Consider the following 24961-nt stretch of genomic DNA (forward strand, 5'->3'; position numbering starts at 1 on the left):
CAAGCTGGTGGGGTTGTGCCATAACCTTTGATGGTCCGATGATTCCAGAACGTGACGTGCCGTAACGCCTTTGGGGTGGCGGGCCCAAAAAACCGGTCAGAACTGGAAAACTCACCAGTGCTGACCGGAACTGCTCATAGCTTATCTAATCTGTCAAGTCCTCATCCCCGGCATGCGCCGCTTCGGCATCAACACCGGCACGGACCTCGATCCCGAGATCCTTCAGCTGGTTGTCGGCGACCGGATACGGCGCCTTGGTCATCGGCTCACTGGCTTTGCTGTTCTTCGGGAACGCGATCACGTCGCGGATATTGTCGCGACCGGACAGCAGCATTGCGAAGCGGTCGAGTCCGATGGCCAGCCCACCATGAGGCGGAAAGCCGAAGTCCAACGCATCCAGCAGGAAGCCGAACGCCTTTTGCGCCCGCTCCGGGGTAAAACCGAGGGCGTGCAACATTTTTTCCTGGATCTCGCGCTGGTGGATACGAATGGAGCCCCCGCCCAACTCGTAGCCGTTGAGCACAATGTCATAGCTCTGGGCGTGTGCGGCGTGCGGATCGGTATCCAACAGGTGAACGTCTTCAACGTTAGGCATGGTGAACGGGTGGTGTGCTGGGACCCAGCGATCGATCCCCTCATCGTACTCGAACAGTGGCCAGTTCACGACCCAGCAGAACTTGAAGGCAGCCTCATCAATGAGGCCCAGCTCGTGCCCGAAGTGCGTGCGGAGGTAGCCGAGACTTGCCGCCACAACGCTCGCTTGGTCGGCGACAAACAGGATCAAGTCGCCGGCATGCGCTCCGACCGCCTGCGTCAATGACGTCCCTTCACCGAAGAACTTGGCGATCGGCCCGCTGATCCCGTCTTCGGTCACCTTGAGCCAGGCTAGGCCCTTGGCGCCGAAGCGTTTGATGTAGTCTTGCTGCTCGTCGATCTTCTTGCGGGAGTACTTCTCCGCCCCGCCAGGGAGCACGATAGCGCGCACCTGACCGCCATTGTGAACCGCGCCGGCGAAGACCTTGAAGTCGGAATCCTTGACCAGTTCTGACACGTCTTGGATCTCCATGCCGAAGCGCAGGTCTGGCTTGTCGGAACCGTACTTGTCCATCGCGTCCTGCCACTCGATGCGCTTGAACGGCAGCTCAACGTCGATCCCTTTGACGTCGTGCATCACCTGCGCGATCAGACCTTCCGTCAGGCTCTGGATCTCCTCTGCGGACAGGAAGCTCGTTTCCATATCGATCTGCGTGAATTCCGGCTGGCGGTCGCCACGCAGGTCTTCGTCACGGAAGCAACGGGCGATCTGGTAATACCGGTCGAACCCGGCCCCCATCAGCAGTTGTTTGAACAACTGTGGGGACTGTGGCAGCGCGTAGAAGCTACCTGGGTACACGCGAGACGGCACGAGGTAATCACGCGCGCCTTCCGGGGTGGATGCAGTCAACGTTGGCGTCTCCACGTCGATGAAGCCATTGTCATCGAAGTAGCGATGCGTCGCCTGCATGATCTTGGCGCGGGTGAAAATCGCCTGCTGCATCTCCGGCCGGCGCAGGTCGAGGTAACGATAGCGGAGCTTGGTTTCTTCCGACGCGTTGACCGCGTTGTCGATCTCGAACGGCGGGGTCTTGGCCTTATTCAGCACCGTGGCGTCACTGATCTCGACTTCGACTTCACCGGTCGCCATCTTCGGGTTGACCGCCGAGGCATCCCGCGCCGCGACCGTACCGGTCACTTCCAGCACGTACTCGTTCCGGACGCTTTCGGCGATTGCAAGGGCGTCTGCCCCGAATGCCTGGGAAAACACCAATTGCACGATGCCCGCGCGGTCGCGCAGGTCGACGAAGATCAAATTCCCCAGGCTGCGGCGCTTTTGCACCCAGCCCTTCAGCGTGACGGTCTGGCCGATATTGGCCGTCGTGACGTCACCCGCATACATTGAACGCTTACTCATGTTGCGCTGCCTCCGTTAATTCCGTATAGACTTGTTTGAACGACCCGGCGATCGCGGCCTGTTGGACCTGCTGTTGCTCACCGGTCGCCATGTTCTTGACTGTAACGACCCCTTCGGCCAGTTCCGTTTCACCAAGCGTCATCACGAGCTCGGCATTGGCCTTGTTGGCCGCCTTGAACTGGGCCTTGGCCTTGCGTCCTTGGTAGTCCAGGTCGACTGGGTAGCCCTGCAAGCGGATCTCATGTGCCAGACGCGCCGCCGTGGCCGCCGCGTCAGCTGAGATCGTGACGATGTAGACCGGCAGGCGGTCGGCCACAGTCTGATCCTGCATCAAGAGCATTGCGCGCTCGATCCCCATCCCGAAGCCAACGCCAGGGGTCTCGGGGCCGCCGAGCTCTTCTACCAGTCCATTGTAGCGCCCCCCACCAAGGATCGTGGTGAAGCCGCCGCCGAAGACCGGATCGTCGCTCATCACTTCGAAGATGGTGTGGTTGTAATAGTCTAACCCACGCACCATGTCCGGATCGATCTCATAGGCGATCCCCAAGGCGTCCAGTTGTGCCTGGACGGTGGCAAAATGCGCCGCTGCGTTCGGCGTCAAGTAGTCTAAGATCTTCGGGGCGTTGGCGACGATCGCCTGGTCCCCTTTGTCCTTCGAATCCAGCACGCGCAGCGGATTGCGGGTCAAGCGCACCTGAGAGTCTGCCGACAACTGGTCGGCAAACGGCGTCAGGTAGTCGATCAAGGCCTGATGGTACGACTGACGGGAGGTCGGATCGCCCAGGGTGTTGATCGCGACTTTGAGCGACCGCGCCCCAAGCGCCGTCAGCAGATCGACGCCTAAAGCGATCACTTCGGCATCAAGTGCCGGGCTGTCGACGCCGAACGCTTCCACCCCGACTTGGTGGAACTCACGCTGCCGCCCGCTTTGCGGCCGTTCGTAGCGGAACATCGAGCCCATATAAAAGACCTTGTAGGGTTTGGCGAACTCCGGCCCATAGAGCTTGTTTTCGACATAGGCCCGGGCGACGCCGGCAGTGCCTTCTGGCCGCAGCGCCATCATTCGACCGCCCTTGTCTTCGAAGTTGTACATCTCTTTAGTGACGATGTCTGAGGTCTCACCGCTCGTGCGGGCGAAGACCTCCATGTTTTCAAACAGTGGCGTGCGGACCTCACGGTAGCGATAGCGGGTCATCACGGTACGCGCGATCGCTTCGACGCGCTGCCACAGTTCGCTTTGGCCCGGCAGGATATCCGCCGTGCCCTTAGGACGTTGGTAACTCATAATTTCCTCCTTAATTGTTGACGGGCACAAAAAAACACTGCCCCTCTGGACGAGGGTGCAGTGCACGGTACCACCTTGTGATTTAACTCAGCCATAACGGTGGCGACCGGAGCGCGTCTGCCTCGGAAGTGTCTTTTCGGTCTGTCCCGGCTTGCACCATCCCGGGTCGCTAAACGTTGACCTATCCTGCTTCGTCATTGGCACCTGTATTTACAACACAGGATACGTTGTTTTGGCGGGATTGTCAATGTGACTTTAGTGGGCCAGTCCACCGAACTGTGATGATGCAGCCGCAATGCCGTCGCCGCCAATGATCACCCGCCCTTGGCCCGGTTGATCGCGCGACGCGCCGACCGGCGTTCGCCTCAAAAAATCAGTCCAAACGCCCCTTTTTAGCCGGGGGCTTGGTATAATCATCAATAGAGACAATTTTTTGTTGGGGATGATAACATGCACCTAAGACAGCTCCGCCGCTGGCCGCTGATCGCCGCCTTCGCGTTTTTGATCGGCATCTCGCTGGCGACGACCACCGTTTTGGCGAACAACGATACGCTGACGGTCCGCGCCAGCATGCTGAACGTCCGCCTCGGCCCCGGCCTTTCGTACAACGCGATGGGTCAAGTGCCGAGCGGGACACAATTGACCGTGCTCGGCGAGCGCAACTCCTGGTACCAAGTTCGCCTGGCGGGCAACAAGATCGGTTGGGTCGCGAGCTGGCTCGTTGACCACAACGAGGCGACGACCGACCACGCGAAAGTGGCGACCACGGCCAGCACGGTCAACGTGCGGCAGACCGCAAGTACTAGCGCCCAGATCCTTGGATCGCTGAGTGCGAACACCAAGGTCAACGTGCTGTACCAAGAAAACGGCTGGACCGAAATCACCTATAAGAACACCGCGGCGTGGGTCGCCACCAGCATGATCAAGATGACTGGCCAGACGGTGACCCTGGCGGCACCGCAGCAGACCTACCTGCGTAAGACCCCAACGCCGACCACTAGCGCGATCACCGTGACCACGACCATTACGACCAACGTGCGCCAAGCGGCTGGGATCAACGCACCCGTCGTCACCCAGGTGGCCAAAGGGGCGACACTGACTGTCCTGAGTCAGGCCAACGACTGGTATCAGGTCAAGACCAGCACCGGCAAGACCGGCTACGTCGCGAGCTGGACCGTCTCCACGCCTGGCAGCAAAACAGCGAAGGCCGCGACGACCCTTGCGGAAGCGACAATTCTGCTTGACCCCGGGCACGGCGGCGTCGATTCCGGTGCGCTGTCCACCGGCGGTAAGTACGAGAAGACCTACACGCTACAGATGGCCAAGGTGATCGGGAGCGCCTTGTCTGCGCAAGGCGCCAACGTGGTGTACACGCGTGATTCCGATAAGTTCGTCGACCTCGCCCCGCGCGCGGCCGAGTCGAATACCTTGCATGCCGATGCGTTCATCTCACTTCACTTCGACTCGACGCCGAACCCCAACACCGCGTCGGGCTTCACCACCTACTACTACACCGCCGCGACCAGCAAGCCGCTCGCGACTGCCGTCAATGATGCCTTGGGCCGCTCACTGACGCTGACGAATCGCAAGACGGCCTTCGCTAACTACCAAGTCCTTCGCGACAACAAGCAGCCGGCGATCTTGATGGAGATGGGTTACATCAACTCGGATCAAGACTTCACTTACATCAGCAGTCCGAGCTACCAGCAGCAGGTCGCCAACGCTGTCGTTCAGGGCTTGCAAGCCTACTTCAAGGCCGGCAATCACCAGTAAGGCGCATTGCCCAAAAATACCGTTCCACGCTGCTGATGCGGCGTGGAACGGTATTTTTCGTTACCTGGCGGAAAAAAGCGGGACGAGCTCACGCAGGTGATCGATCGATACATCAGCCATCGGCGCGTCATTGAGACCGTCGACGTTGAAGTAGACCCCGGTCACGCCGGCGGCCTGGCCTGCGATCACATCCAGCTTACGGTCGCCGATCATCGCCGTGCGCGCCGGGTTCAGCTGATCTTGGTGCAGCAGGTAATTGATCGCATCCGGGCGCGGTTTGCGCGGTAACGCGAGTTCACTGGTCACCCCATCAAGAAACAGATCACGAAGCCCGGCCTGTTGCAGGAGCGCCCACGCCGACCGGTCGCGGTGCGTCATCAGTAGGTTATGGCCACCGGCCGCCTTGACCGCCTCAAGGACCATTCTGGCCTCTGGATATGGGCGGGCGGTCATCACCGTCTGCCGTTCAAGGGCATGATACGCTTCGAGCAGACCCTGAATGGGCACACCCAATTGCTGAGCATAGTTGGTGACTGTCGTTTGGATCGACTCGCGCTTGATCGCGACCAAGAGTGCCGCTTGGCTGATCGTCACCCCTTGCGCCGTCAACACGGCATGCAAGGCGGTGACCATCTCCGGGTAGGTGTCAAACAGTGTCCCATCGAGGTCCCAGATCGCGTTAACCAGCATGTTGCGCCTCCGTATCAAAAAGGATCGTGACTGGCCCATCGTTGGTCAGCGAGACCTGCATGTCGGCGCCGAAGCGACCCGTCTCGACCGGCAGGCCAGCGTCTTGCAAGCCGGTGATGAACGCTTGGTAGAGGTGCGCGCCCAGGGCTGGTGCCGCCGCATCGGTGAAGCTTGGGCGATTGCCTTTGCGGGTGTCCGCGTAAAGCGTGAATTGTGAGATCGCGAGCACCGCCCCGCCGACCTGTGCCAACGACCGGTTCATTTTGCCCGCATCGTCTGCAAAGACGCGTAGCTTACTGATCTTGTTGACCAGGTAGTCGACATCCGCACCGGTATCATGCGGGCCGACCCCCAGTAGCACCATGAACCCAGTCCCGATCTGCCCATGGACGATCCCGTCGATCGTGACCTTGGCTTCTGAGACGCGTTGAACCACTGCTTTCATCTCATTCCTCCTGTACCGCCAAAACGGCGCGCATCCCTGCGCGCCGCGTGTCAGCCTTGCTTGCGTTTGACTTCGTAAATATCGGGGATATTCTTGATCGCATCCATCATGCGATCAAGGTGCGCCAGGTTGCGGATCCCGACCGTCACGTGAATGTCAGCCATCTTGTCGTGGTCGACGCGCCCGTTGATGTTTGTCAGGTTCTTGCTCTGCGCGTTCAGTGTCTGCAGGACCTCGTTCAGCAGCCCGTTGCGGTTGTAACCGTAGATCTCTAAGTCGGTATCGAACAGCTGGGTCTGATCGTTGAGGTTCTGCCATTGAACGTCGATCAGCCGGCCAGCCATCGCCGGGTCGCTCGCCGACACATTCGGGCAGTCCGCCCGGTGGATGGTGACCCCGCGGCCCTTGGTGACGTAGCCAACGATTGGGTCACCGGGAACCGGGCTGCAGCACTTCGCAAGGTGGACCAGCAGGTTATCGACGCCTTCGATCACGACGCCTTCTTCGGTGCGGCTCGTCGGTTTACGTTCCTTGGAGACCGTGGTGACCTTCTGGTTGGCATCCAGGATCGCTTTTTCGCGCTCCTTTTGGTCCGCTGCCTCCTTCTCCCGCCGCGCTTTTTCGGTCAGGCGGTTGGCGATCACCTTTGGGCTGTACTCCCCGTAGCCGATTGCTGAGAGCAGTTCCTCTTCGCTGGCAAAATTCAGCCGCGCAAGCAGCTCACCCATCGCGTCCTTGCCGCCCATGAAGTCCTTGGGCGTGTAGGCCAGGTCCTGTAGCGCGTGCTCAAGCGCATCGCGCCCTTTTTCCGCGTTGGCGCCCTTGTCTTCTTGCTTGAAGTAGCGCCGGATCTTGTTGCGCGCCCGTGAGGTGTAGACCAGGTTAATCCAGTCGCGGCTCGGTTTGGAGCCGGTACTGGTCAGCATCTCAACGATGTCGCCGTTCTTGAGCTGGTAATTCAGCGGCACGATCTTGCCGTTGACCTTGGCGCCGACCGACTTATTGCCGACCTCGGTGTGGACGAGGTAGGCAAAATCAAGCGGCCCAGCCCCCTTAGGCAACTCGTAAACATCGCCACGCGGCGTGAACACATACACCCGATCGGAGAAGATGTCCCCTTTGACGCTTTCCATGAAGTCGGCCGCATCGCTGCTTTCGTCTTGGATCTCGAGAATCTCGCGGAACAAGTCGAGCTTCTTGCCGGAGTTGTCGTACTGGACCTCATCCGTCTGGCCTTCCTTGTAAGCCCAGTGGGCCGCGACCCCGTACTCGGCGATATGGTGCATCTCTTCGGTGCGGATCTGCACTTCAAGTGGCTTGCCCTTAGGCCCGATCACCGTCGTGTGCAGCGACTGGTACATGTTCGCCTTGGGCATTGCGATGTAATCTTTGAAGCGACCAGGCATCGGCTTCCACTGAGTGTGGATCGCGCCGAGCACCGCGTAACAATCCTTGATCGTCTCGGTGATCACACGGACCGCCAGTAGGTCATATAACTCATCGAACTGCTTGTGCTTGTCGCGCATCTTCTTGTAGATCGAGTAGATGTGCTTCGGCCGCCCGTAGATCTCGTATTTCATGTTGAGATCAGCCAGCGCCGTGTTGATGTCTTTGATCGCCGAGTCGATGTAGGCCTCGCGCTCTCCACGCTTGGATTTCATCAACTGGGCGATCCGGTAGTACTGCTGGGGGTTGAGGTAACGCAGGCTCAGGTCCTCTAACTCCCACTTGATGGCCGAGATCCCCAGCCGATCAGCTAACGGTGCGTAGATCTCCAGCGTTTCATTCGCGATGCGTCGCTGCTTGTCTGGGCGCAAATGCATCAGGGTGCGCATGTTGTGCAGCCGATCGGCCAACTTGACCAAGATCACCCGCATGTCCTGTGCCATCGCCAGCAGCATCTTGCGGTGGTTCTCGGCCAGCTCGTCCTTGTGGGCAACATAGGTGACCTTCGACAGCTTGGTCAAGCCGTCAACGATGATCGCGGTTTCCTTGCCGAACACTTCTTGAATGTCACCGAGCGTGATGTTGGTGTCCTCGACCACATCGTGCAGGTAGCCACTGGCGACTGTGACCGGATCCATCCGTAGATTGGCGAGAATGCCGGCGACTTGGATCGGGTGGATGATGTACGGCTCCCCGGATTTGCGGTGCTGCTCCTTGTGGACATACGCCGCGAAGTCGTAGGCCTTCTTGACGAATGCGAGGTGCTCGTCATTCATGTAGGTCTCACACATCGCCATGACTTGATCTTGCGTCAACTCTGGTTCTTCTGCCATTGTGTTAATCCCCCTCTCCGCGACCGCCGGCGCGTAGCAGCAGCTGTCGCGGGCTCTTGCGCCATCAGCGCGGTGACTCGACGATATTAGTTGTTATTATACCGCATCGGCCCGCACTGTGGTACTGCGCAACCGTTTTTCACCCCGCCCAGCGCATTGAAAAAAGCGCGGTCGCCCGCGCCTCTCATTGAACCTCTTTGGTGTTACTGAGCATCGTGACCACCCAGTAGATCAGCATGAACCAGTAGCCGTAATCCGCGAATCGGAACCAGACCATGAAGCCGAATAGCAGCGGCAAGCACAGGCTGTACCACCACGCGAGGTGACCCTTAGCGAGCCAGCGGCCGATCCAAAACGCCAGCGTCAAGTTGAGCAGGATGAAAAGCACGGCAACGCGGATCGCCACGTGCACATGTAACCCCGTGAAGACCCATGGCAAGATCAAGGTGTTGAGCACGCTGAGCGCGATGATCCGGCCGCGGTATGTCTGTACCCATGTGAAGAATGTCGTCATCTAGTTGTTCTCTCCCTGCAACTCTGTCAGCGTTGAGATCGCACTGAGCAGATATAGTGGTGCCGTCTCTGTCCGCAAGATCCGCGGGCCAAGGCCAGCCGCTGTGAACCCGGCGGCAGTCAGTGCCGTGATCTCGGCGGGACTGATCCCGCCTTCGGGCCCGAACACCGCGACCAGCGTCTGTGGGCGCTGCGTGACTGCCTGAACAAGGGCACTGGTTTCACCAATTTTAGCACTTTTTTCGTAGGCAATCAGCTTGGAATCTGCTTTCGCCGCCAGAATCGCCTGAAAACTGACGAGCTCGACCACCGGGATATGCGCTCGGTGGCTCTGCTCCGCCGCGCCTTGTGCGATCAACTGCAACCGGGCAAGCTTCTTGTCCGCCTTGGGCGCCTGCCACTTCGCTGTCGCCCACTGGCTGTTATAAAACGAGACGCGTTGCACGCCGAGTTCCGTGGCTTTTTGAACGATCAGCTCTGCCTTGTCGCCCTTCGGCACCCCACAGCAGATCTGCACCGCGATTGGCAGCTCGCTGCGCGTCGCCACGGTTGACGCGACCACCACGCGCAGCGGCGCCGTCGCTTCGATCGTTGCGACGAAGACCTGGGCATTCGGATCGACCAGCTCGACCGCAGCGCCGACGTCGAGGCGCAAGACCCGCACCGCATGCTTGGCGATCTCAGGACTCAGCGTCACGGCCTGGCCCACCGCTAGTGGCTGCTGCGTGAAGAAGCGATTCATTCCACCACCGCCTTGCGGGCGACCAGCCCGTACCAGTCACCTTGTTGCCAGCGTCGCGTCACAGTGAGCTGTTGCGCGTCTAAGGCCGCTTCAACCGCCGCCAACTTATCATAGTAGATCCCGCTCAGCAGTAGTTGACCCTTCGGCGCTAGCCGCGCTGGCACCTGGGGGATCAGCGGCAGCAAGACCTCGGCGAGGATGTTGGCTGCGATCAGGTCGGCCTGCGCGTCGATCCCGCTCAGCAAGTCGTTAGCGACGATTTCGATCCCATCGATGGCGGGGTTCAGCGCCAGGTTCGCCTGCGCGTTGGTGACCGCAACGTCATCGACATCAGTCGCCAGCACCTGCGTGACCCCCAGCAGCCGCGCAGCCAACGCGAGCACCCCGGAGCCGGTGCCGACATCGATCATCGTCTCACCGCCGCGGATCACGCTTTCTAACAACTGGAGCATCAGCGCCGTGGTCGGGTGGTTCCCGGTGCCAAACGCCATCCCGGGGTCAAGCCGGATCAACTGCTCCCCCGCCTGCGCGGGCGAGTAGGTCAGCCATTCCGGCACGATCGTCAGGTACCGTGTGATGCGAAGGGGCTGATAGTACTTCTTCCACTCGTTGGCCCAGTCCGCTTCATTGAGCCCGTCGACCGTCACCGTCCCCGCGCCCGGGGCGAGCCCGAAGCTGGGTAACTGCGCGATCAGGTTCTGCAAGTCGTGACGCAGTTCGGTCACGTTGCTTGTCGGCGGGAAAAAACCGGTGACCCCGGCGCCTTCCGTACGGTGAGTGATCGTCGTCGGATCGAACCAGTCACCGGTCTCGCTAACACTGGCCGTCGTCCAATCCGCGGCGTCGTCGATCTGCACCCCACCTGCGCCAAGGGTCATCAGCGCATTGGCGACGGCCTCGACGGCGGCCGTACTCGTCTCCACAGTGATCGCGAACCACTGATCCATCGTCGTCACTCCTATCAGTACTTCGGGTAAGGCAAGAACGTTGCTTTGGCCGCCGCGGGTTGATCGGCATAGGTCGCGTCGAAGCGCGCCTGGTCGAACGTCAGCTCGAACGTCTCCGCATCGCTAGTCCCGTCGACAAAGTCGAACAGGTCGCTTTGACCGTCGTCAAGCAGGGCCTGCAACACGATGAACAGCGCGTCCACCTTAGCCTGCTCGATCCCTTTTTTACCGTTGAAGCCGACGGTCGCCAGGTAGTTCTCCGCGTAATCCGCCCCGTTCATGCGCGTCTCATCAAAGAACAAGAGGGCATCGGAGTAGTCGACCTCACCGCCTGCGTCGACGGTCTGACCGTCTTGGTCTTCGACCTCGAACCCCTCGGCCGCGTCGACATACATGGTCAGCTCGACTTCCATCACGTGGGCTTCTTTGTCCCAGTTCAGATCCAAGTCACCGTCAAAGTCCAATGCATCCATCTTGTCGCCGATATAGTCCAGCATGTTCGTCTCTTTGTCCTTGCTCATGTCGTTTCTCCTCTAGTCGTTGACCAGTCATTGTGGGGGCGGCTCACCGCCCGGCTGAATCCATCATATCGTAGAATCACGCCGAGGCAAAGTGAAACCCGTCACTGTTTCCGCTATAATGGCGGTATAGACGCTAGGAGATGATCATGTGACCGACCCAACCGAACTACATGCCCTGATCGCAGACGCCGCGGACCGCGTCGTCGCCCGCGACTTCACCGAGGGGCAACTACGCCAACGCGTGGCCGCTTGGCAGGAACAAGCGCCTGACGCCGACCTGGCTTCACAGACGACCTTCATGCTGGCTGAGGTCCGTGCCTTCACTGAGGCCATGCTCGTTGAAGCGCTCACGACCCTAAAGACGGAGGCAGACCATGTTTGACCGCTACCCAGAGTTTCACGCCGAATTACCCGACCGCTACTTCGAACTCGACCGCACGCGAGGCGTCGTCCGCGTCGCCCGAGCCCCGTTCGGTCACCGCTACATCCCCGTCGCGGAGATTCAGGGCTACCGTCTGACGATCGACGACCGCGTGATTGTGGCCTCTGATGGTAATCATCCCGCCCTGATCGACAACACGCTCTTTGGCGATGCGGGGATCATGGGCATCACGACACCGGGGACCAAGGAGATGTATCACCTCTTCTTGACTCTGGAGACGACTAGCGGCCCCGTGGTGATCAAATACATCAACACCCGGACCGAAGTCGGCACCCTCGTCTACTCGGTCGGCTTGCTGGACGCGGAAAAAGCCCTGAAGCAGCTGGACGCACTGGTGTGAGCGATACGTCCCACCGTCACAAACAGGTGTTTCTGAGCGTCTGCCCGCATCCTTACCACGTACCTGAGCAGAAAACTGCGCGGCGACCGAGATCGGTCGCCGTTTTTTCGTTCAGCATGCTTGACGTCTAACGGAAAGTCAATTCATCGATCCGCGCCCTTTTGAATCTCATTGATCATGATATCGGCGGTTTCGGGGTAATCTCGGCCTGAGACATCGACCTTGATCGACTTGACCGCTTGATACATCTTGAGCCGATCGATCGCGCCTTGAAGCGCGGTTTGATCGCGAATGCCTGCATCAACATCTCGGCTGAACCGCTTCGTCAGCTCGGCCTCGGTTGCGGTGAGCGAGAACGAATACAAGTCGTAGTCACCGTGAAGCCCAGCCACCAGATCATCGATGATCGCTTGTTGATGCATGACCCACACGAACACAATATTGTCGAATGAGCTGTTGGCGATGAACGAATTCAGCAAGAACTGAATATTGCGCAGCACCATTGCCTTGTTCTCTTCGTTGAAGACCCAAGGGTGCATGGCCCAACACCAGTCCCCGTCGAGAAATACGGCATGATCCAACCGCTTTGCGACTAGATACTGGCCGATGGTGGTTTTGCCAATCCCCATTGTGCCACCGATCAGGATCAACTTTTTGCGCGCCATTCCCGTCCCTCCCCTGGTTTAAACCGGTTTTCTCGCAACGATCATGAACCGATCTTCAAACGTTGAAATACTACCTTGTGTTTCGATCAGCTGATCTAATTGCTGTAGCCGGGGCAAGCACGCCCTGACAGAGAAGTGCGGGAACTCCCAAGGGATCACCGTTGCATAATACACGATCGCGCCCACGTCGAAGAAACTCATCTTGCTAAACGCTGCGTCTTGTTGCGCGATGTGCATGCCCGCCTTTTGCAGGCGCGCACAGGCATCGAGCAACGTATTGTCTGGGTATGCCGGACTGTAAGTGGGATCTAGAAATCGGGATAACGCAAAATTATTGGTGGCCCCGACCTGCTGGGTGACGAAAAGGCCGCCAGGGCGCAACTTGTTCACGGTCTCCTGAACGGGCAAGGCGCCATGACTATTGGTGACGATATCGAAATGATTATCGGGAACGTTCGAGAGGTCTTCACCTTGGTCAGCGATCACCGTCACCCCAGAAGCCGCATACTTCTCGCGCAGCAGTTTGAGGTTAGGGCCCCAGCCCTCCGTGACGACAGTTTGGCTTGCGGGATGATTGAAGCTGTCCATCAACTCCCCCCCGCCCGTATCGACATCAAGCCACATCAGCTCGTCCTCGAGGTTAGCTTGAACCAAATCTCGATAACGCCAAGGCAGCTGCTCATTGGCCCAACGACCGTCCAGGTGGCTGAAATCCCACCCATGCATCGCCAACTGGCTTTCAGCCAGCCATTCTTCAACTTGATCCATTTGGTTTCCCCTCGTGTTCTGATCGTTTCAACTTGACGATATGATCAGTCAGATTGTAATGCTTTTCGACGACCGAAACAATGAACGATCAAGGGCGGTTTCGTTGGGAAATCAAGCGCAATCGAAAAAAACGCCTCGCAAACGTCGAAAACCCTGGCAGGTCAACGTTTACGAGGCGCTACAATCAATGAATAGGAAGCGTACAGGATTTGAACCTGCGCGCCGGTATTAGCCGGTTCAACGGATTTCGAGTTGTCATCTAACGGTTTGAATGACGTCTAATTGTTGATGCACGGCCATTCTTTAGGCGATTGGAACGGTTGAAATCAGCTGAATTTGGATGAAGTGGTACTGAATTGGCTCGCGGATATACTTGGTTGGTCGTCCTGGCTGGCGACCGTTTCTCATTCATCGCGAAGATTTTTGCCATCAGTGATTGGATCAGCCAGCCTGTCGTCTGATAGACTTTATGTTAAAGGAGTAACCGATTATGACAATCATAAATACAGTACGGCTCATTTTACGACCATTCACCGAGACTGACATACCCGAATTTTACGCGATTCAAAGAAACCTTGATGTAAACCGCTTCTTACCGTGGTTTGCACCGGCAACTATTGATTCGGCTTTGCAGATGCTACACGATCAATACCTCGATGCACCAGACGGCGAGCAGCTGGCAGTGTGCCTGAAAGAGTCAAACAAAGCGATTGGCTATGTGCATGCAGAAGCAAGTGAAAGCCATGATTTCGGGTATGGCATGCTTCCAAGTGCGTGGGGTCATGGGTACATGACTGAGGCCAGCCTGGCACTGATTGCGGCGCTCCCCGTGGCCGATTACCCGTACCTCACCGCTACGCATGACGTGAATAATCCGAAGAGTGGCGCGGTAATGCGCCGCCTAGGCATGACTTATCAGTACACCTATCTTGAGCAGTGGCAACCTAAGAATCTGCCGGTCCACTTTCGACTGTACCTGTTGAACCGCGATGGGAACGAGGATCGCCGGTACTTAAAATATTGGCACATGTACCCAGAGCACAAGGTGGAACCCCTGGAGAACAATACCCCACAGCGCGATTAACTGTGGGGTATATCCTCATCTAATTTGAGTGTTTCCTTAATCAAGCATCCGCCAAGAGTAGCATTGCTTGCTTAATCTGTTCATCTTGCAGCATCTTATCAAGATCTCTCTCAAACTGTTTTTGATCGGGTTGGTCAAATTCAGCTTGATACTTTGCGTTCTTATCAATCTTTGCGATTAACTCGGCGCTGATTTTTGTTTGCAGATTTTGCATGATTCGACCTCCGTTTCTAACTTCTGTTGAAATATATCATACGCTAAGCATTTGGATTGTCAACTCGGATATTCATATCGATCGCCCATCTATTTTCATTTGCTGCTTGTTCGGAGTCGAAATAGTTAAGCGTTAAATTTCGAAGGATGAAGTCCTCTAGTTGCTCAGCGCTCAATTCCTTCTTGGCTACCTGTACACTAATTCTATATAGTTCATTGCCGTCAACTCGACGGAGTGAAAACCCATTGTAATTCAACATATAAAGGGCACTAAGCAGAGCAGTTCGTTTGTTCCCGTTATGAAAAACTTGCGAAGTTGCGATCTTGTACCAGTACATCGTCGCTTTTTTGACGATTCCCGGATAGAACTGCTGGCCGGCAAACGAGCCCATAATGCTTGAGATAATAGCACTAAGCGTTCCCTCATCTTTGACACCGTAGAACAATTCTTCACGAAACATTAACTCAGCCTTCTTGTTAATGATTTGTAGCAGTTGCTCGCTGAGTCCGAGTGCGTAGTTTGAAATTACTAAATGAAATGTCTCTTTAATCTGATTGTCCACTTTCACTTCTACAAAGTATGCGCCGTCACGTAAATACGCACCAATTAGGTACTGATGATCACTACCGTATTTTGGACTATAGTCGTTGTATAATGCCCTTGAAATGGCATCTAGCTGCTCTTGCGTGAAGTTCATACACTTGACAAATTTCATACATTCACCTCTTAAAATACGCCGCTGCTTAGTTTGTAAATCTCATTCTGCTCCTTGCTAAGGTGAACCCGTCCGGTAGAATGATGTGGTTCGCCAAACGGTTGAACCCACTCTCCAATGCTAGGTCCATCATCGGAGAGGTAATGACATCCATTTGGAGGCAGTCTTCCCGTACCCAGCAATCACGGCATTACTTAACCCCTTTTATGATAGCTGCATAGTACAAGGCGTGTTTTGATCTCAATATGGCGGGAAGTTGCAGACAGTCTTCTAGCGGTAATATCTGGACGGTTGAAGCATTGAATGTCGCAGTTAGTGTTGATAAGTCACCAAAGATTGAATCATTTCGGAAGAGATCAAGAAAAACAAACTCACCATTTGGACTGAGGACACGAAGCGCTTCGTTAATCAAAGCAACCTTGTTTTGAACAGAAGTCACTTCATGAAAAGTCAGGACACTGACGACAGCGTCAAAACTGTTGTCAGAAAATGGCAACTTGGCCGCACTCGCTTTTTGGAAACGCGTTTGCTCAGAGACCCCCATCAACTGAGCGTTACGTTCGCATTGTTGCTTTGAGTACTCCCAATTTTTCGACCAAGAATCAATACCCGTAACAGCAACGTGTGAATCTTGCTGCGCGATCTCAATCGCAAGTGCGCCGCTACCAGTACCGATATCTAGTACGTGCTTATGATCTTGACGAAGCTGTGAGGCAACCAGTGTATGAATTTTGGCTTGATAGCCGCCTCCGTTACTGGAGAACTGATAATACGTCACGCTTAGCACAACTGTGATGTAGATGAATGGCAGTGATAGCAGGCCCAGAAGCCAAAAGTATCTAGACTGGCTTGCTAAAACTCCGGCCCCAAGTAAGATAGACAGGCTGATTACTAAGAAGATAATAATTCGTTTTCTTCGAATCCATGTGTTGTACTTAGGCTTAGCCATAGTATTCCCCCATCTTTTTGTTTCAAATGTCTGTTAACCATTGCAGAGATAGTAACAGAGTACTCGCATACCTACAACGGTCTTGAGTAGGACTTTTACAGGGAGTAATGGTCAAGCAGGCGACCCCTATAGAACAGTCGAGGATATCCCGTACAAGACAATCATTTCGTGCGGGCGGTAGGCAAAAGCATCAGGCCTGACTTAAAACGCCGTTTGAAAGCACTATTTGTGCACTCTGATTTTAAAAGCAACGCAAAACAACGGAAAACAAAAACCCCGAAACGCCTATATGTCAGGCTTTTCAGGGTTCAACGGGAAGCAACAAAGCGCTACGAAAGGAGAGTACAGGATTTGAACCTGCGCGCCGGTATTAGCCGGTTCGACGGATTTCGAGTCCGTTGCATTACCACTCTGCCAACTCTCCATGATGCGGTGTCTGGCATCACAACAGGACTCAGTATAGCAAATTTTTGTTTTTTTGCAAAGCACTAAATCTGGATTTGTTTTTGCTGGTCAAGCCGGTATACTGAGAACTAGACGAATTGGAGGGGTCAGCAGTGAAGATATCGGTCGTCAAAGTGGTCGCAGGGCTCAGCCTGCTTTATCTCGGGTTTACGCTGGTCGTGATCGTCGTCGCGGGGATTCGGACGCTGGCGACTGGGTTCTCCCCCGCTGCCTTTGGTCAGCTCCTGATGACCTGGGAGCCGCACTGGTGGTGGCTGAGTCTCCTCGGCGGCGCGGCGCACCTCGTCGCGTTCGTGCTATCCCTGCGGCGCGATCGCCTGCTTGTCGCGAACACGCTGTGCTTGTGGGCGTTCATCGCCTACGCCCTGGTCCCGAACTACATGGTCGTCACGGCATTCATTCACGCCGGTGCCGTCTTGTCGATCCTGACATACCGCCGCCCACGCGCAGCGCAGATGGAGGTCTCACAATGAGCTGGTTCAATAAGCACCCCCAAAACGATGATGGCCCGCGCCCTTATGACTTCGCGCAGATGGTCAAGCAGGCCCAGGCGGACCCCGCGCACTTTCAAAAGGTGCAAGACGTCTTCAAGCACCTTCGGCGAACGCCTAAGCCGCAGCCGCCCAAACACCCCTGACCTACCCCTTCACACTGACGCCGAGCGTCAGTGTTTTTTTATTGGTCACCCTGTGAACGGCTCTGGCTGCTCACGGCACTCAAAGACTGGTGAGAAGTTTTGGGTTCTATGCAACCCCAATCGGCTAAAAATGGCAGCGGTTACGATTAATGTTTAATATAACAAACGAATTTTTATTTTTCTTTATTGATTATATTGACGATTAGTTTTGCAAGTGCTACAATTAGTCTCGTAAGTTAAGTTAATTCGTGAGCAAGGAGGATCTACTGATGCTAAAAGACCAATACGTCGCGCGTGTGAACCAGGAGTTGGAACGGCTGCTCGTCTTCGAAACGGTTTTCAAAGAGTATCACCACACCTGCAAAAATATTGAAAAAGGGAACTGCTACGCGAGCGAGAGCTTCGAGCGGATCCGCCTGTACTTGAGTAAAAATATTTTGCGCTTCAACCGTTTCGTCGACCAGTGCGCCAAGCTCAGCGCCCCGCACGGTTACGAGGATTTCAACCGGACACTGATCGATGGCCTGCAGGGGATCAAAAAAGGCGTCACCCTGACGCTGATGGCGATCGAGCCTGACAACCTGGACGCAACGCTCTTCAATGCCGGCCTCTCCCAGCAGGAGCAGGCCCGCGCGGAGATCGACGCTGCCTTTTCACAGATCGACGTTGCCGCCTGCTAGCAACCGGCTTCACCACGCGCCTCTGGGGGGAGACGCACGGTGACCCCTGACACCCCAAAAGAAACCGGCCCGGACATGTTGTCCGAGCCGGTTTGTCAGTTCTGGCCGCCTTTGGCCTCTGTTGGGAGCAAGATGGTCTGGGCGTGCCCGTCATCGTAAGCCATGACCGTGCCGGGGTACGCGGGGTCGTAGTCGAACGGTAGATCGATCGCGATCTGCGTCTCGTCCCCTTCCTGCGAGAACGCGACGGTGAGCTTGCCTTTGGTGTTGAGCAGGTCGAACCGCAAGAGCTGCCCCAGCGGGACGACCCCGGTCAGATTCTGATCGATGATCAACCAGAGACTGTCGATGATCTCCCCTGGGAGCTGGGCAATGACGCCATATGTCGCAAAGCGACTGTGATCGGTGGTAAACATAAAGGCCTCCCTCATTCAGCTTGTTCTGTCAGCGCCGTGATGTCTGCGAAGCGCGCCGCAACGAACGTGGCGAGCGTCTCGGGGGCGACACCGACGGAGCGCCCGATCTTACCGGCCGAAACCAGGATCTCCGCTTCCGCTTGCGCTTCGGTGTCGATGAAGATCGGGTAGCGGTGGGTCGCGTGGATCCCGATCGGGGTGTTAGCGCCGTGCTCATAGCCTGTGGTCGCGACGAGGTCACGCAACGGGACCATCCCCACCTTCTTGTTGCCCGAAGCGGCGCTCAGCTTCTTGTAGTCAAGGTGGCGATCCAGCGGCACGACTCCGACTAGCGGCCCCGTTTTATTGCCGGTCAGCACCAGCGTTTTATAGATCCGGTGCTCCGGCACGCCGAGGTGTTCGACGGTCAGCTGGGCCACGTCCCCTTCGGCATGCGTTGGGAACTCATACGGGGTGTACGGGATCTTCGCCTTGTCGAGCATCTTCTCGACGAGCGTCTTCTCGTCTTTTTTCTTCTTCGCCATTCTGATGATCCTCCAACTCTATCTTCTCACTCGGGGGCCATGGGTGCAAATTCGCGGAACGGCGAAGCCAAAAACCGGCCACGACGCATTGTCATGACCGGTTGCACTCACTTGCCCTGGTAAGTGGTCAGGGTGAACACGTCGTGGCCTTTGAGCTTGTCGCGCCCGTGTAGGTCAGAGAGTTCGACCAAGAAGGCCGTCCCGACGACGATACCACCCAGCTTTTCGACTAACTCGATGGTCGCAGCCAACGTGCCGCCGGTCGCCAGCAGGTCGTCACAGACCAGCACCCGCTGGCCTGGTCGGATCGCGTCTTTATGCAGGTATAGGGTCGCCTGGCCGTACTCCAGGTCATAGCTCGCGCTGATCGTCGCCCGCGGCAGCTTGCCTTTTTTGCGGGCCGGAGCGAAGCCGACGCCGAGCTTGTAGGCCACTGGGCAGCCGACGATGAAGCCGCGGGCTTCGGGCCCGACGACCATCTCGACCCCTTTGTCTTTAGCGTACTCGACGATCTCATCGGTGGCGGCGGCGAAGGCCTTGCCGTCTTGCATCAGGGGTGAGATATCGCGAAAAATGATCCCCGGCTCCGGAAAATCCGGAACGTTGGCGATATAGTCTTTGAAGTTGATTGCCATGCTTATTGCCTCACATTCTCATATCGATCAGGCGCTGTTCCAGCTCAGGGCGTGCCGCGGCACGCAACTGCTGGGCGAGCTTGAGGAACTGCTCGCGCTTCTGGTAGGCGACGGCGCTGGTCAACGGTCGCTTGACCGGATCAGGCGCCACGTCGATCAGCGCACCCTTTATTGTAACAAACCCGAGTTCAAAAAACACCTGCACGGCAAAGATCGCTTGGGTCGTGGTCAGGTGCACCGCCTTGGCCAGCGCGGGCAGGTGGTGCTTGTCGAAGCCTGGGTGCTGACCCAAGAAGCGGAGCACCTGCCCGCATTCGGCGCGCGTCGGCAGCGCGACCAGCGCGGCCGGTTCAGCCGCAAAGACCACGCGCACGGGTAGTGTCACTTTCGCCATCACCGCCTGCAAGCTCGCCTCATCGGCGGGCAGATCCACTAGGACCACCGCCGGCGCCGCATCCGGCAACGCTGAAGCGAGTACCGTCGGCCCGCCGAACTGGAACTGACGGGTCAGCTTAGCCTGCGTGCGCTGATCGAAGAAGACATAGGTGTACGCACCGCGAAACTGCTCTGCCGCCACTTGGGGCAGGCGCATGTCGATCACTTGCGGCGCCTGCAAGGCCCAATCGGCCAGGCGAAGCTGCAAGGTCGTGCGATTCTGCCACGTGTTGCTGTCCAGGCGCACCGCCAGCTTGATTTGACTGGCCCCGGCCAGCGCCGTCGCCTGGTCGCCATACCCAAAGGCGATCACTGGCACCCCGTCCGCCGCAAAGCGCAGATGGGCCTTCGTCTGACCGATCTGGCGGATATCGCCGAGGCTCTCCGGACGCAAGGTGAAGGTCGGCTCCGGGTTCCCGTTGCCAAACGGGGCGAGCTGGCGCATCAGGTGGTAATTATCCAGCGTCAGATCCGCTGGACTCAGCCGCGTGGCGATCGGTAACGTCGGCCGCGGTGCATCCTTGAGACTCGTCACCGCGGCCGCCTCCATCGCCGTCTGGAGTGCTGGCAAGTTGGCCACCGGGGCCGTTAGCCCGCAGGCCATGTGGTGACCGCCAAAATGCGTCATCTCGTCTCGGACGGCATCCAGCGCGTTGAAGAGGTGATAAGCCTCGACTGAGCGGCCGGAGCCCTTTGCACTCGCCCCGTCGGTACTGATGTTGAGGACCAGCGTCGGCTTACCGGTCGCTTCGACCACGCGACTCGCAACGATCCCGAGCACCCCTTCGTGCCACCCCTGGTGTGCGAGGACCAGCGTCCGGCGCGCTTGGTTCTCTGGCGCAGTCGCCATCGCCAATGCCTGAGTCGCGATCTTGTCGACCAGCGCCTGGCGCTTGCTGTTCAGCTCGTTGATGTTCGCTGCGAGCACGGCGGCCTCTTCATCGTCGAAAGTCGTCAGAAGCGTGACGCCGGGGTTCGCATCTCCCAGTCGCCCGAGCGCGTTGAGCCGCGGCCCAAGGGCGAACCCGATCGTCGCCTCGTCGACCGTCGCCGGATCGACTTTGGCGACGTCTAGCAGGGCGGCCAAGCCCGCGCGCGGCTGCGTGCGGATCATCGCTAAGCCCATCTGGACGATGATCCGGTTCTCGTCTTTCAGGCTGACCAGATCAGCCACGGTGCCCATCGCCGCCAAGTCGATGCTTTCGACTGGCGCGCCACCGAGCAAGGCACTTGCGACTTTGAACGCGACCCCCGCCCCGCTCAAGTCACCGAAGGGATAGTCGCCGCCTGGGTGGCGCGGGTGGACGACCGCGACCGCATGCGGCAAGTCCGTTGGCAACTCGTGATGGTCGGTGACGACCACGTCCATCCCCGCATCCATCGCCGCATCGATCACACTAGCGCCAGCGACGCCGTTATCCACCGTGATCACGAGCTGGGTCCCATTATGTTGCAAGTAGCGATAGACCGCCGCGTTCGGGCCGTAGCCATCCGTGAAGCGATCCGGGATGAAAACCTCGGGCTCCGCGCCCATGCTCTGCAGGGTCTCCTGCATGATGCTGGCCGCGGTCAAGCCGTCGACGTCGTAATCGCCGTAGATCGTGATCTTCTCTTGGTGTTCGATCGCCTGCTGGATGCGTGCGACAGCCTTGTCCATGTCGTGCAAGGCCATCGGGTCGTGCAAGCGGCTGAGGTCCGGATTCACGAACGCCTCGAAGCCCTCAGGGGTGGTGATCCCCCGCTGGATCAAGAGGCGCGCCAAAAAAGGCGGCACCTTCAGCGCCACGGCGACATCGGTCACTGCTGATGCGTCGGGTTGTTCTTCAAGTTGCCAGTCGTAATGCGACACAAGCCATCGTCCTTTCATATAACTGAACCAGTATACCAGAACTCAAGGGTCCGCGACAGTCACCCTGCCGGCTAACAGTGCTATAATAAGGGCGTACAAGATCAACAGCCCAACTCCAATCAGCGACTGCGCAGATAGGAGAGAATTGAATATGGCAGCAACAGCAGAGGCGTTGCGTGTCGCAGAAGACACGATCAACGCGCAAGGATTTGTCACCGAAAAAGAGCTTCCGGCACTACAGGATCGCGACTATGCGCGCGCGCTCAGTACCGAGTTGACCCAGACCCGTGTGCACCGACAGGAAGAAGGCTACCTCTATACGGAACCCTTCGACTTTGAAGGTGGTCAGATCGAGAACATCATCTGGAACATGGATGTGATCAAGACTCGGGCCGCGGCTAAGCAGGCGCTTGCCAGCGATATGCACTTGACGATGCCTGAGATCCAACTGTCAGACGTCGACAAAGTCGAATACTAGGCATCCGGCGGCCAGACTGGCCGCCTTTTTTGAACGGAGGACCCCATGGACCCAGAAACCTATTTTGCGCACGCACAGGCGGCCGGCGTCGTCTTGCCGACCGCACAGATGAGCAGTGCCTATGCGTTCGGCGCGACCCCAGCAGAAGCGGACACCCTCGCCGCTCTGGTCGTCGCCGGCACCAAAACCGCGACCACCAGCGCGTTGGCCTTCTACCAGCGCGACCACGAGCCACTACCGGCGGTCGGTGAGCTCGATGTGATCCTCGACGGCCAGGCGCGCCCCGTCGCCATCACCGTGACGACGGCGGTGACCGTGGTCAGCTATGCGACGGTCCCGGCAAGCCACGCCTTCGCCGAGGGTGAGGCCGATCGCACCCTCACCAGCTGGCGCACTAGCCACGACGCATTTTTCGCGGCCGCCTTTGCCGCGATCGGGCAACCCTTCGATCCGACCACCGCGCTGGTGGTGTTAGAGGAATTCCGCGTGCTGTACCACTAAAAGGCGACTTCGCCTCAAACCAGATAAGCGAGCAGGCCTGCACCCCCCAGTTCGGGAAGTGCAGGCCTGCTCGCTTGTTGGACGTCAATCATTTACCGGTCTTGTCTGCTTCGTTCATGTTCAGGATGCTCATGAACGCTTCTTGCGGGACCTCGACACTCCCCACTGCCTTCATGCGCTTCTTACCGGCTTTTTGCTTCTCCAGCAGCTTGCGCTTGCGGGTGATATCACCGCCGTAGCACTTCGCCAGGACGTTCTTGCGGTAGGCCTTGACCGTGCTGCGGGCGATGATCTTGTTGCCGATCGCCGCCTGGATCGGGATCTCGAACTGCTGCCGCGGGATCGTCTCTTTGAGCTTGGCGACGATCGCGCGACCGCGGTCGTAGGCGAAGTCCTTGTGCACGATGGTACTCAGCGCATCGACCGCATCGCCGTTGAGTAAGATGTCCATTTTGACCAAGTCGCTTTCGCGGTACCCGGTGATCTCGTAATCGAGGCTCGCGTAACCTTTGGTCGAGGACTTCAGGTCATCGAAGAAGTCGTAGATGATCTCGGACAGCGGCAGGTTGTAGATCACGTTGACGCGGTACTTATCGAGGTAATCCATCGTGACGAACTCCCCGCGCTTGCGCTGGGCGATCTCCATCACCGCGCCGACGTAATCGTTAGGGACCATCACGCTCGCCTTGACGAACGGCTCACTGATCGTCCGGATCTCGCTGGGTTCCGGCAACTCGGCCGGGTTATCGATGGTAATCTGACTACCATCGGTCAACGCGACTTGGTAGTCGACGCTTGGCGCAGTCATGATCAAGTCGAGGTTGAACTCGCGCTCCAGTCGCTCTTGGACCACGTCCATGTGCAGCAGACCGAGGAAGCCGCAGCGGAACCCGAACCCAAGAGCCGTGGAGGTCTCCGGCGTGAACTCCAGGGCCGCATCGTTGAGCTGCAGTTTTTCTAACGCCTCGCGCAGGTCGTTGAACTTCGCGTTGTCGACGGGGAACAGCCCGGAGTAGACCATCGGTGTGATCTTGCGGAACCCGTCGAGCGCCTTGGTCGCCGGGTCGGCGGCTAACGTGACCGTATCGCCGACGCGGGTGTCCTGGATCGTCTTGATGCTGGCGGTGATGTACCCGACGTCGCCGACCATCAGGAAGTCCCGCGGCACGGCCTTAGGCGACATCACCCCGACCTCGGTGACGTCGAAGGTCTTGCCGTTGCTCATCAGCTGGATCTTGTCACCTGGCCGCACCATGCCTTCCTTGATCCGCACCGCCAGCACGACGCCGCGGTACGAGTCGTAGACAGAATCGAAGATCAGCGCCTCCAGCGGCGCGTCCAGGTCCCCACTGGGCGCAGGGATATCCGAGACGATGCGCTCCAGCACCTCTGGGATCCCCAGGCCGGTCTTTGCGCTGGTTAGGACCGCCTCTGAGGCGTCCAGCCCGATCATCTCCTCGATCTCCTCTTTGACGACATCGGGCTGGGCGCTGGGTAGATCGACCTTATTGATGATCGGCACGATCTCGAGGTCGTCGTCGAGCGCCAGATAGACGTTCGCGAGCGTCTGCGCCTCGACCCCTTGCGCGGCGTCGACCAGCAACAGCGCCCCTTCACAGGCGGCCAGGCTGCGGCTGACTTCGTAGGAAAAATCGACGTGTCCCGGCGTGTCGATCAGGTGGAAAATGTAGGTCTCGCCGTCGTTGGCGTGGTAGTGCAACTCGACGGCGTTGAGCTTGATCGTGATCCCGCGCTCCCGCTCTAGCGGCATGTCATCGAGCACCTGCGCCTGCATATCGCGCTTAGCGATGGTGTCGGTCAGCTCCAGGATGCGATCAGCCAGCGTCGACTTACCGTGGTCGATGTGCGCGACGATCGAGAAGTTGCGAATGTGCTGCTGGCGCGCCAGCATTGCGTCTTTGTCCATTGAATTGCCCACTTTCTGTGTCGAACCGTTACCTTTAAGTATAACCGAAAAACAGCCGGGACAAAAGATTCTTGATGCAGGGGCCGTCCTT

General features: G+C 57.7%; 28 protein-coding genes and 1 tRNA gene. 9 read left to right on the plus strand and 20 right to left on the minus strand.

Translation table 11 applies throughout. From position 1 onward, the window contains the following. Nucleotides 1-145 precede the first annotated feature (145 nt). Both aspS and hisS read right to left on the minus strand, forming a co-directional pair. Entirely contained in the window at nucleotides 146-1951 is a 1806-nt protein-coding gene (gene aspS, locus HII33_RS09170; RefSeq protein ID WP_179395497.1) for an aspartate--tRNA ligase, read from the minus strand. Continuing rightward, complete coding sequence (gene hisS, locus HII33_RS09175; RefSeq protein ID WP_179395498.1) at nucleotides 1944-3236, minus strand: histidine--tRNA ligase; 1293 nt, start codon at nucleotides 3234-3236, stop codon at nucleotides 1944-1946. The genes aspS and hisS overlap by 8 nt, the downstream gene beginning before the upstream one ends. Nucleotides 3237-3686: 450 nt before the next feature. Between hisS and HII33_RS09180 the strand changes: the two genes are divergently transcribed. Beyond that, a complete protein-coding gene (locus HII33_RS09180) occupies nucleotides 3687-5009 on the plus strand; it encodes an N-acetylmuramoyl-L-alanine amidase family protein (RefSeq protein ID WP_179395499.1) in 1323 nt (440 codons plus the stop codon). A gap of 60 nt (nucleotides 5010-5069) precedes the next feature. Here the strand turns inward: HII33_RS09180 and HII33_RS09185 are convergent, their stop codons facing one another. The 7 genes from HII33_RS09185 to HII33_RS09215 form a co-directional block, all read right to left on the minus strand. Beyond that, nucleotides 5070-5699, minus strand: a complete 630-nt coding sequence (locus tag HII33_RS09185) for an HAD hydrolase-like protein (protein WP_179395500.1) — start codon at nucleotides 5697-5699, stop codon at nucleotides 5070-5072. Next, a complete protein-coding gene (dtd, locus tag HII33_RS09190; RefSeq protein WP_179395501.1) occupies nucleotides 5689-6144 on the minus strand; it encodes a D-aminoacyl-tRNA deacylase in 456 nt (151 codons plus the stop codon). The genes HII33_RS09185 and dtd overlap by 11 nt, the downstream gene beginning before the upstream one ends. A gap of 50 nt (nucleotides 6145-6194) precedes the next feature. Further along, nucleotides 6195-8423 carry a RelA/SpoT family protein gene (locus tag HII33_RS09195; protein ID WP_179395502.1) on the minus strand — a complete coding sequence of 743 codons (2229 nt, stop codon included), beginning with the start codon at nucleotides 8421-8423 and terminating at the stop codon, nucleotides 6195-6197. 184 nt (nucleotides 8424-8607) lie between these two features. After that, on the minus strand, nucleotides 8608-8937 hold the full coding sequence (locus HII33_RS09200) for a hypothetical protein (protein ID WP_179395503.1): 330 nt from the start codon (nucleotides 8935-8937) through the stop codon (nucleotides 8608-8610). Further along, nucleotides 8938-9678 (minus strand): RsmE family RNA methyltransferase, encoded by a 741-nt coding sequence (locus HII33_RS09205; protein ID WP_179395504.1) that lies wholly within the window; start codon nucleotides 9676-9678, stop codon nucleotides 8938-8940. Further along, the gene (gene prmA, locus HII33_RS09210) at nucleotides 9675-10625 is read right to left on the minus strand and encodes a 50S ribosomal protein L11 methyltransferase (protein ID WP_179395505.1); all 951 of its coding nucleotides are present in this window, start codon (nucleotides 10623-10625) and stop codon (nucleotides 9675-9677) included. Before prmA ends, HII33_RS09205 begins: the two co-directional genes overlap by 4 nt. 14 nt (nucleotides 10626-10639) lie before the next feature. Beyond that, nucleotides 10640-11146 carry a DUF3013 family protein gene (locus tag HII33_RS09215; protein WP_179395506.1) on the minus strand — a complete coding sequence of 169 codons (507 nt, stop codon included), beginning with the start codon at nucleotides 11144-11146 and terminating at the stop codon, nucleotides 10640-10642. 148 nt (nucleotides 11147-11294) lie between these two features. Between HII33_RS09215 and HII33_RS09220 the strand changes: the two genes are divergently transcribed. Together HII33_RS09220 and HII33_RS09225 are read left to right on the plus strand one after the other, a co-directional pair. Continuing rightward, nucleotides 11295-11528, plus strand: a complete 234-nt coding sequence (locus HII33_RS09220; protein ID WP_179395507.1) for a hypothetical protein — start codon at nucleotides 11295-11297, stop codon at nucleotides 11526-11528. Further along, nucleotides 11521-11928: a hypothetical protein gene (locus HII33_RS09225; RefSeq protein ID WP_179395508.1), complete on the plus strand. Its 408-nt coding sequence runs from the start codon at nucleotides 11521-11523 to the stop codon at nucleotides 11926-11928. Before HII33_RS09220 ends, HII33_RS09225 begins: the two co-directional genes overlap by 8 nt. Before the next feature lie 143 nt (nucleotides 11929-12071). On the opposite strand, the gene HII33_RS09230 is transcribed toward HII33_RS09225, so the two are convergent. Together HII33_RS09230 and HII33_RS09235 are read right to left on the minus strand one after the other, a co-directional pair. After that, entirely contained in the window at nucleotides 12072-12593 is a 522-nt protein-coding gene (locus tag HII33_RS09230; protein WP_179395509.1) for an AAA family ATPase, read from the minus strand. A gap of 18 nt (nucleotides 12594-12611) precedes the next feature. Beyond that, complete coding sequence (locus HII33_RS09235) at nucleotides 12612-13361, minus strand: methyltransferase domain-containing protein (RefSeq protein WP_179395510.1); 750 nt, start codon at nucleotides 13359-13361, stop codon at nucleotides 12612-12614. A 490-nt stretch (nucleotides 13362-13851) separates the two neighbouring features. Between HII33_RS09235 and HII33_RS09240 the strand changes: the two genes are divergently transcribed. Then, a complete protein-coding gene (locus HII33_RS09240; protein ID WP_179395511.1) occupies nucleotides 13852-14445 on the plus strand; it encodes a GNAT family N-acetyltransferase in 594 nt (197 codons plus the stop codon). A gap of 40 nt (nucleotides 14446-14485) precedes the next feature. On the opposite strand, the gene HII33_RS09245 is transcribed toward HII33_RS09240, so the two are convergent. The 4 genes from HII33_RS09245 to HII33_RS09260 all read right to left on the minus strand — a co-directional run bounded on the left by HII33_RS09245 (nucleotide 14486) and on the right by HII33_RS09260 (nucleotide 16747). Then, complete coding sequence (locus tag HII33_RS09245) at nucleotides 14486-14659, minus strand: hypothetical protein (protein WP_179395512.1); 174 nt, start codon at nucleotides 14657-14659, stop codon at nucleotides 14486-14488. A gap of 43 nt (nucleotides 14660-14702) precedes the next feature. Beyond that, nucleotides 14703-15374 carry a type II toxin-antitoxin system death-on-curing family toxin gene (locus HII33_RS09250; RefSeq protein ID WP_179395513.1) on the minus strand — a complete coding sequence of 224 codons (672 nt, stop codon included), beginning with the start codon at nucleotides 15372-15374 and terminating at the stop codon, nucleotides 14703-14705. Between the two features lie 190 nt (nucleotides 15375-15564). Beyond that, nucleotides 15565-16323, minus strand: a complete 759-nt coding sequence (locus tag HII33_RS09255) for a class I SAM-dependent methyltransferase (protein ID WP_179395514.1) — start codon at nucleotides 16321-16323, stop codon at nucleotides 15565-15567. 336 nt (nucleotides 16324-16659) lie between these two features. Further along, nucleotides 16660-16747, minus strand: a tRNA-Ser gene (locus HII33_RS09260). A gap of 133 nt (nucleotides 16748-16880) precedes the next feature. Between HII33_RS09260 and HII33_RS09265 the strand changes: the two genes are divergently transcribed. From HII33_RS09265 to HII33_RS09275, 3 genes are all read left to right on the plus strand, one after another. After that, nucleotides 16881-17261, plus strand: coding sequence for a hypothetical protein (locus HII33_RS09265; RefSeq protein ID WP_179395515.1), 381 nt, complete (start codon nucleotides 16881-16883; stop codon nucleotides 17259-17261). Then, on the plus strand, nucleotides 17258-17425 hold the full coding sequence (locus tag HII33_RS09270; RefSeq protein ID WP_179395516.1) for a hypothetical protein: 168 nt from the start codon (nucleotides 17258-17260) through the stop codon (nucleotides 17423-17425). The genes HII33_RS09265 and HII33_RS09270 overlap by 4 nt, the downstream gene beginning before the upstream one ends. 269 nt (nucleotides 17426-17694) lie before the next feature. Beyond that, on the plus strand, nucleotides 17695-18105 hold the full coding sequence (locus HII33_RS09275) for a hypothetical protein (protein WP_179395517.1): 411 nt from the start codon (nucleotides 17695-17697) through the stop codon (nucleotides 18103-18105). Between the two features lie 95 nt (nucleotides 18106-18200). On the opposite strand, the gene HII33_RS09280 is transcribed toward HII33_RS09275, so the two are convergent. The 4 genes from HII33_RS09280 to recJ all read right to left on the minus strand — a co-directional run bounded on the left by HII33_RS09280 (nucleotide 18201) and on the right by recJ (nucleotide 21964). After that, on the minus strand, nucleotides 18201-18521 hold the full coding sequence (locus HII33_RS09280; protein WP_179395518.1) for a DUF960 domain-containing protein: 321 nt from the start codon (nucleotides 18519-18521) through the stop codon (nucleotides 18201-18203). Nucleotides 18522-18532: 11 nt separating this feature from the next. Continuing rightward, nucleotides 18533-19045, minus strand: a complete 513-nt coding sequence (ybaK, locus tag HII33_RS09285) for a Cys-tRNA(Pro) deacylase (protein ID WP_179395519.1) — start codon at nucleotides 19043-19045, stop codon at nucleotides 18533-18535. 107 nt (nucleotides 19046-19152) lie between these two features. Further along, nucleotides 19153-19680: an adenine phosphoribosyltransferase gene (locus HII33_RS09290; protein WP_179395520.1), complete on the minus strand. Its 528-nt coding sequence runs from the start codon at nucleotides 19678-19680 to the stop codon at nucleotides 19153-19155. A 10-nt stretch (nucleotides 19681-19690) separates the two neighbouring features. Continuing rightward, complete coding sequence (gene recJ / locus HII33_RS09295) at nucleotides 19691-21964, minus strand: single-stranded-DNA-specific exonuclease RecJ (RefSeq protein WP_179395521.1); 2274 nt, start codon at nucleotides 21962-21964, stop codon at nucleotides 19691-19693. 151 nt (nucleotides 21965-22115) lie between these two features. On the opposite strand from recJ, the gene HII33_RS09300 reads away from it, so the two are divergent. Together HII33_RS09300 and HII33_RS09305 are read left to right on the plus strand one after the other, a co-directional pair. Continuing rightward, nucleotides 22116-22442, plus strand: a complete 327-nt coding sequence (locus HII33_RS09300; RefSeq protein ID WP_179395522.1) for a hypothetical protein — start codon at nucleotides 22116-22118, stop codon at nucleotides 22440-22442. A gap of 45 nt (nucleotides 22443-22487) precedes the next feature. Then, nucleotides 22488-22943, plus strand: coding sequence for an ASCH domain-containing protein (locus HII33_RS09305; protein ID WP_179395523.1), 456 nt, complete (start codon nucleotides 22488-22490; stop codon nucleotides 22941-22943). Between the two features lie 88 nt (nucleotides 22944-23031). Here HII33_RS09305 and lepA read toward each other — a convergent pair whose 3' ends face one another. After that, the gene (gene lepA / locus HII33_RS09310) at nucleotides 23032-24870 is read right to left on the minus strand and encodes a translation elongation factor 4 (RefSeq protein ID WP_179395524.1); all 1839 of its coding nucleotides are present in this window, start codon (nucleotides 24868-24870) and stop codon (nucleotides 23032-23034) included. Nucleotides 24871-24961: the final 91 nt, after the last annotated feature.

Source organism: Lacticaseibacillus absianus, assembly GCF_013407595.1.
Lineage (GTDB): Bacteria > Bacillota > Bacilli > Lactobacillales > Lactobacillaceae > Lacticaseibacillus > Lacticaseibacillus absianus.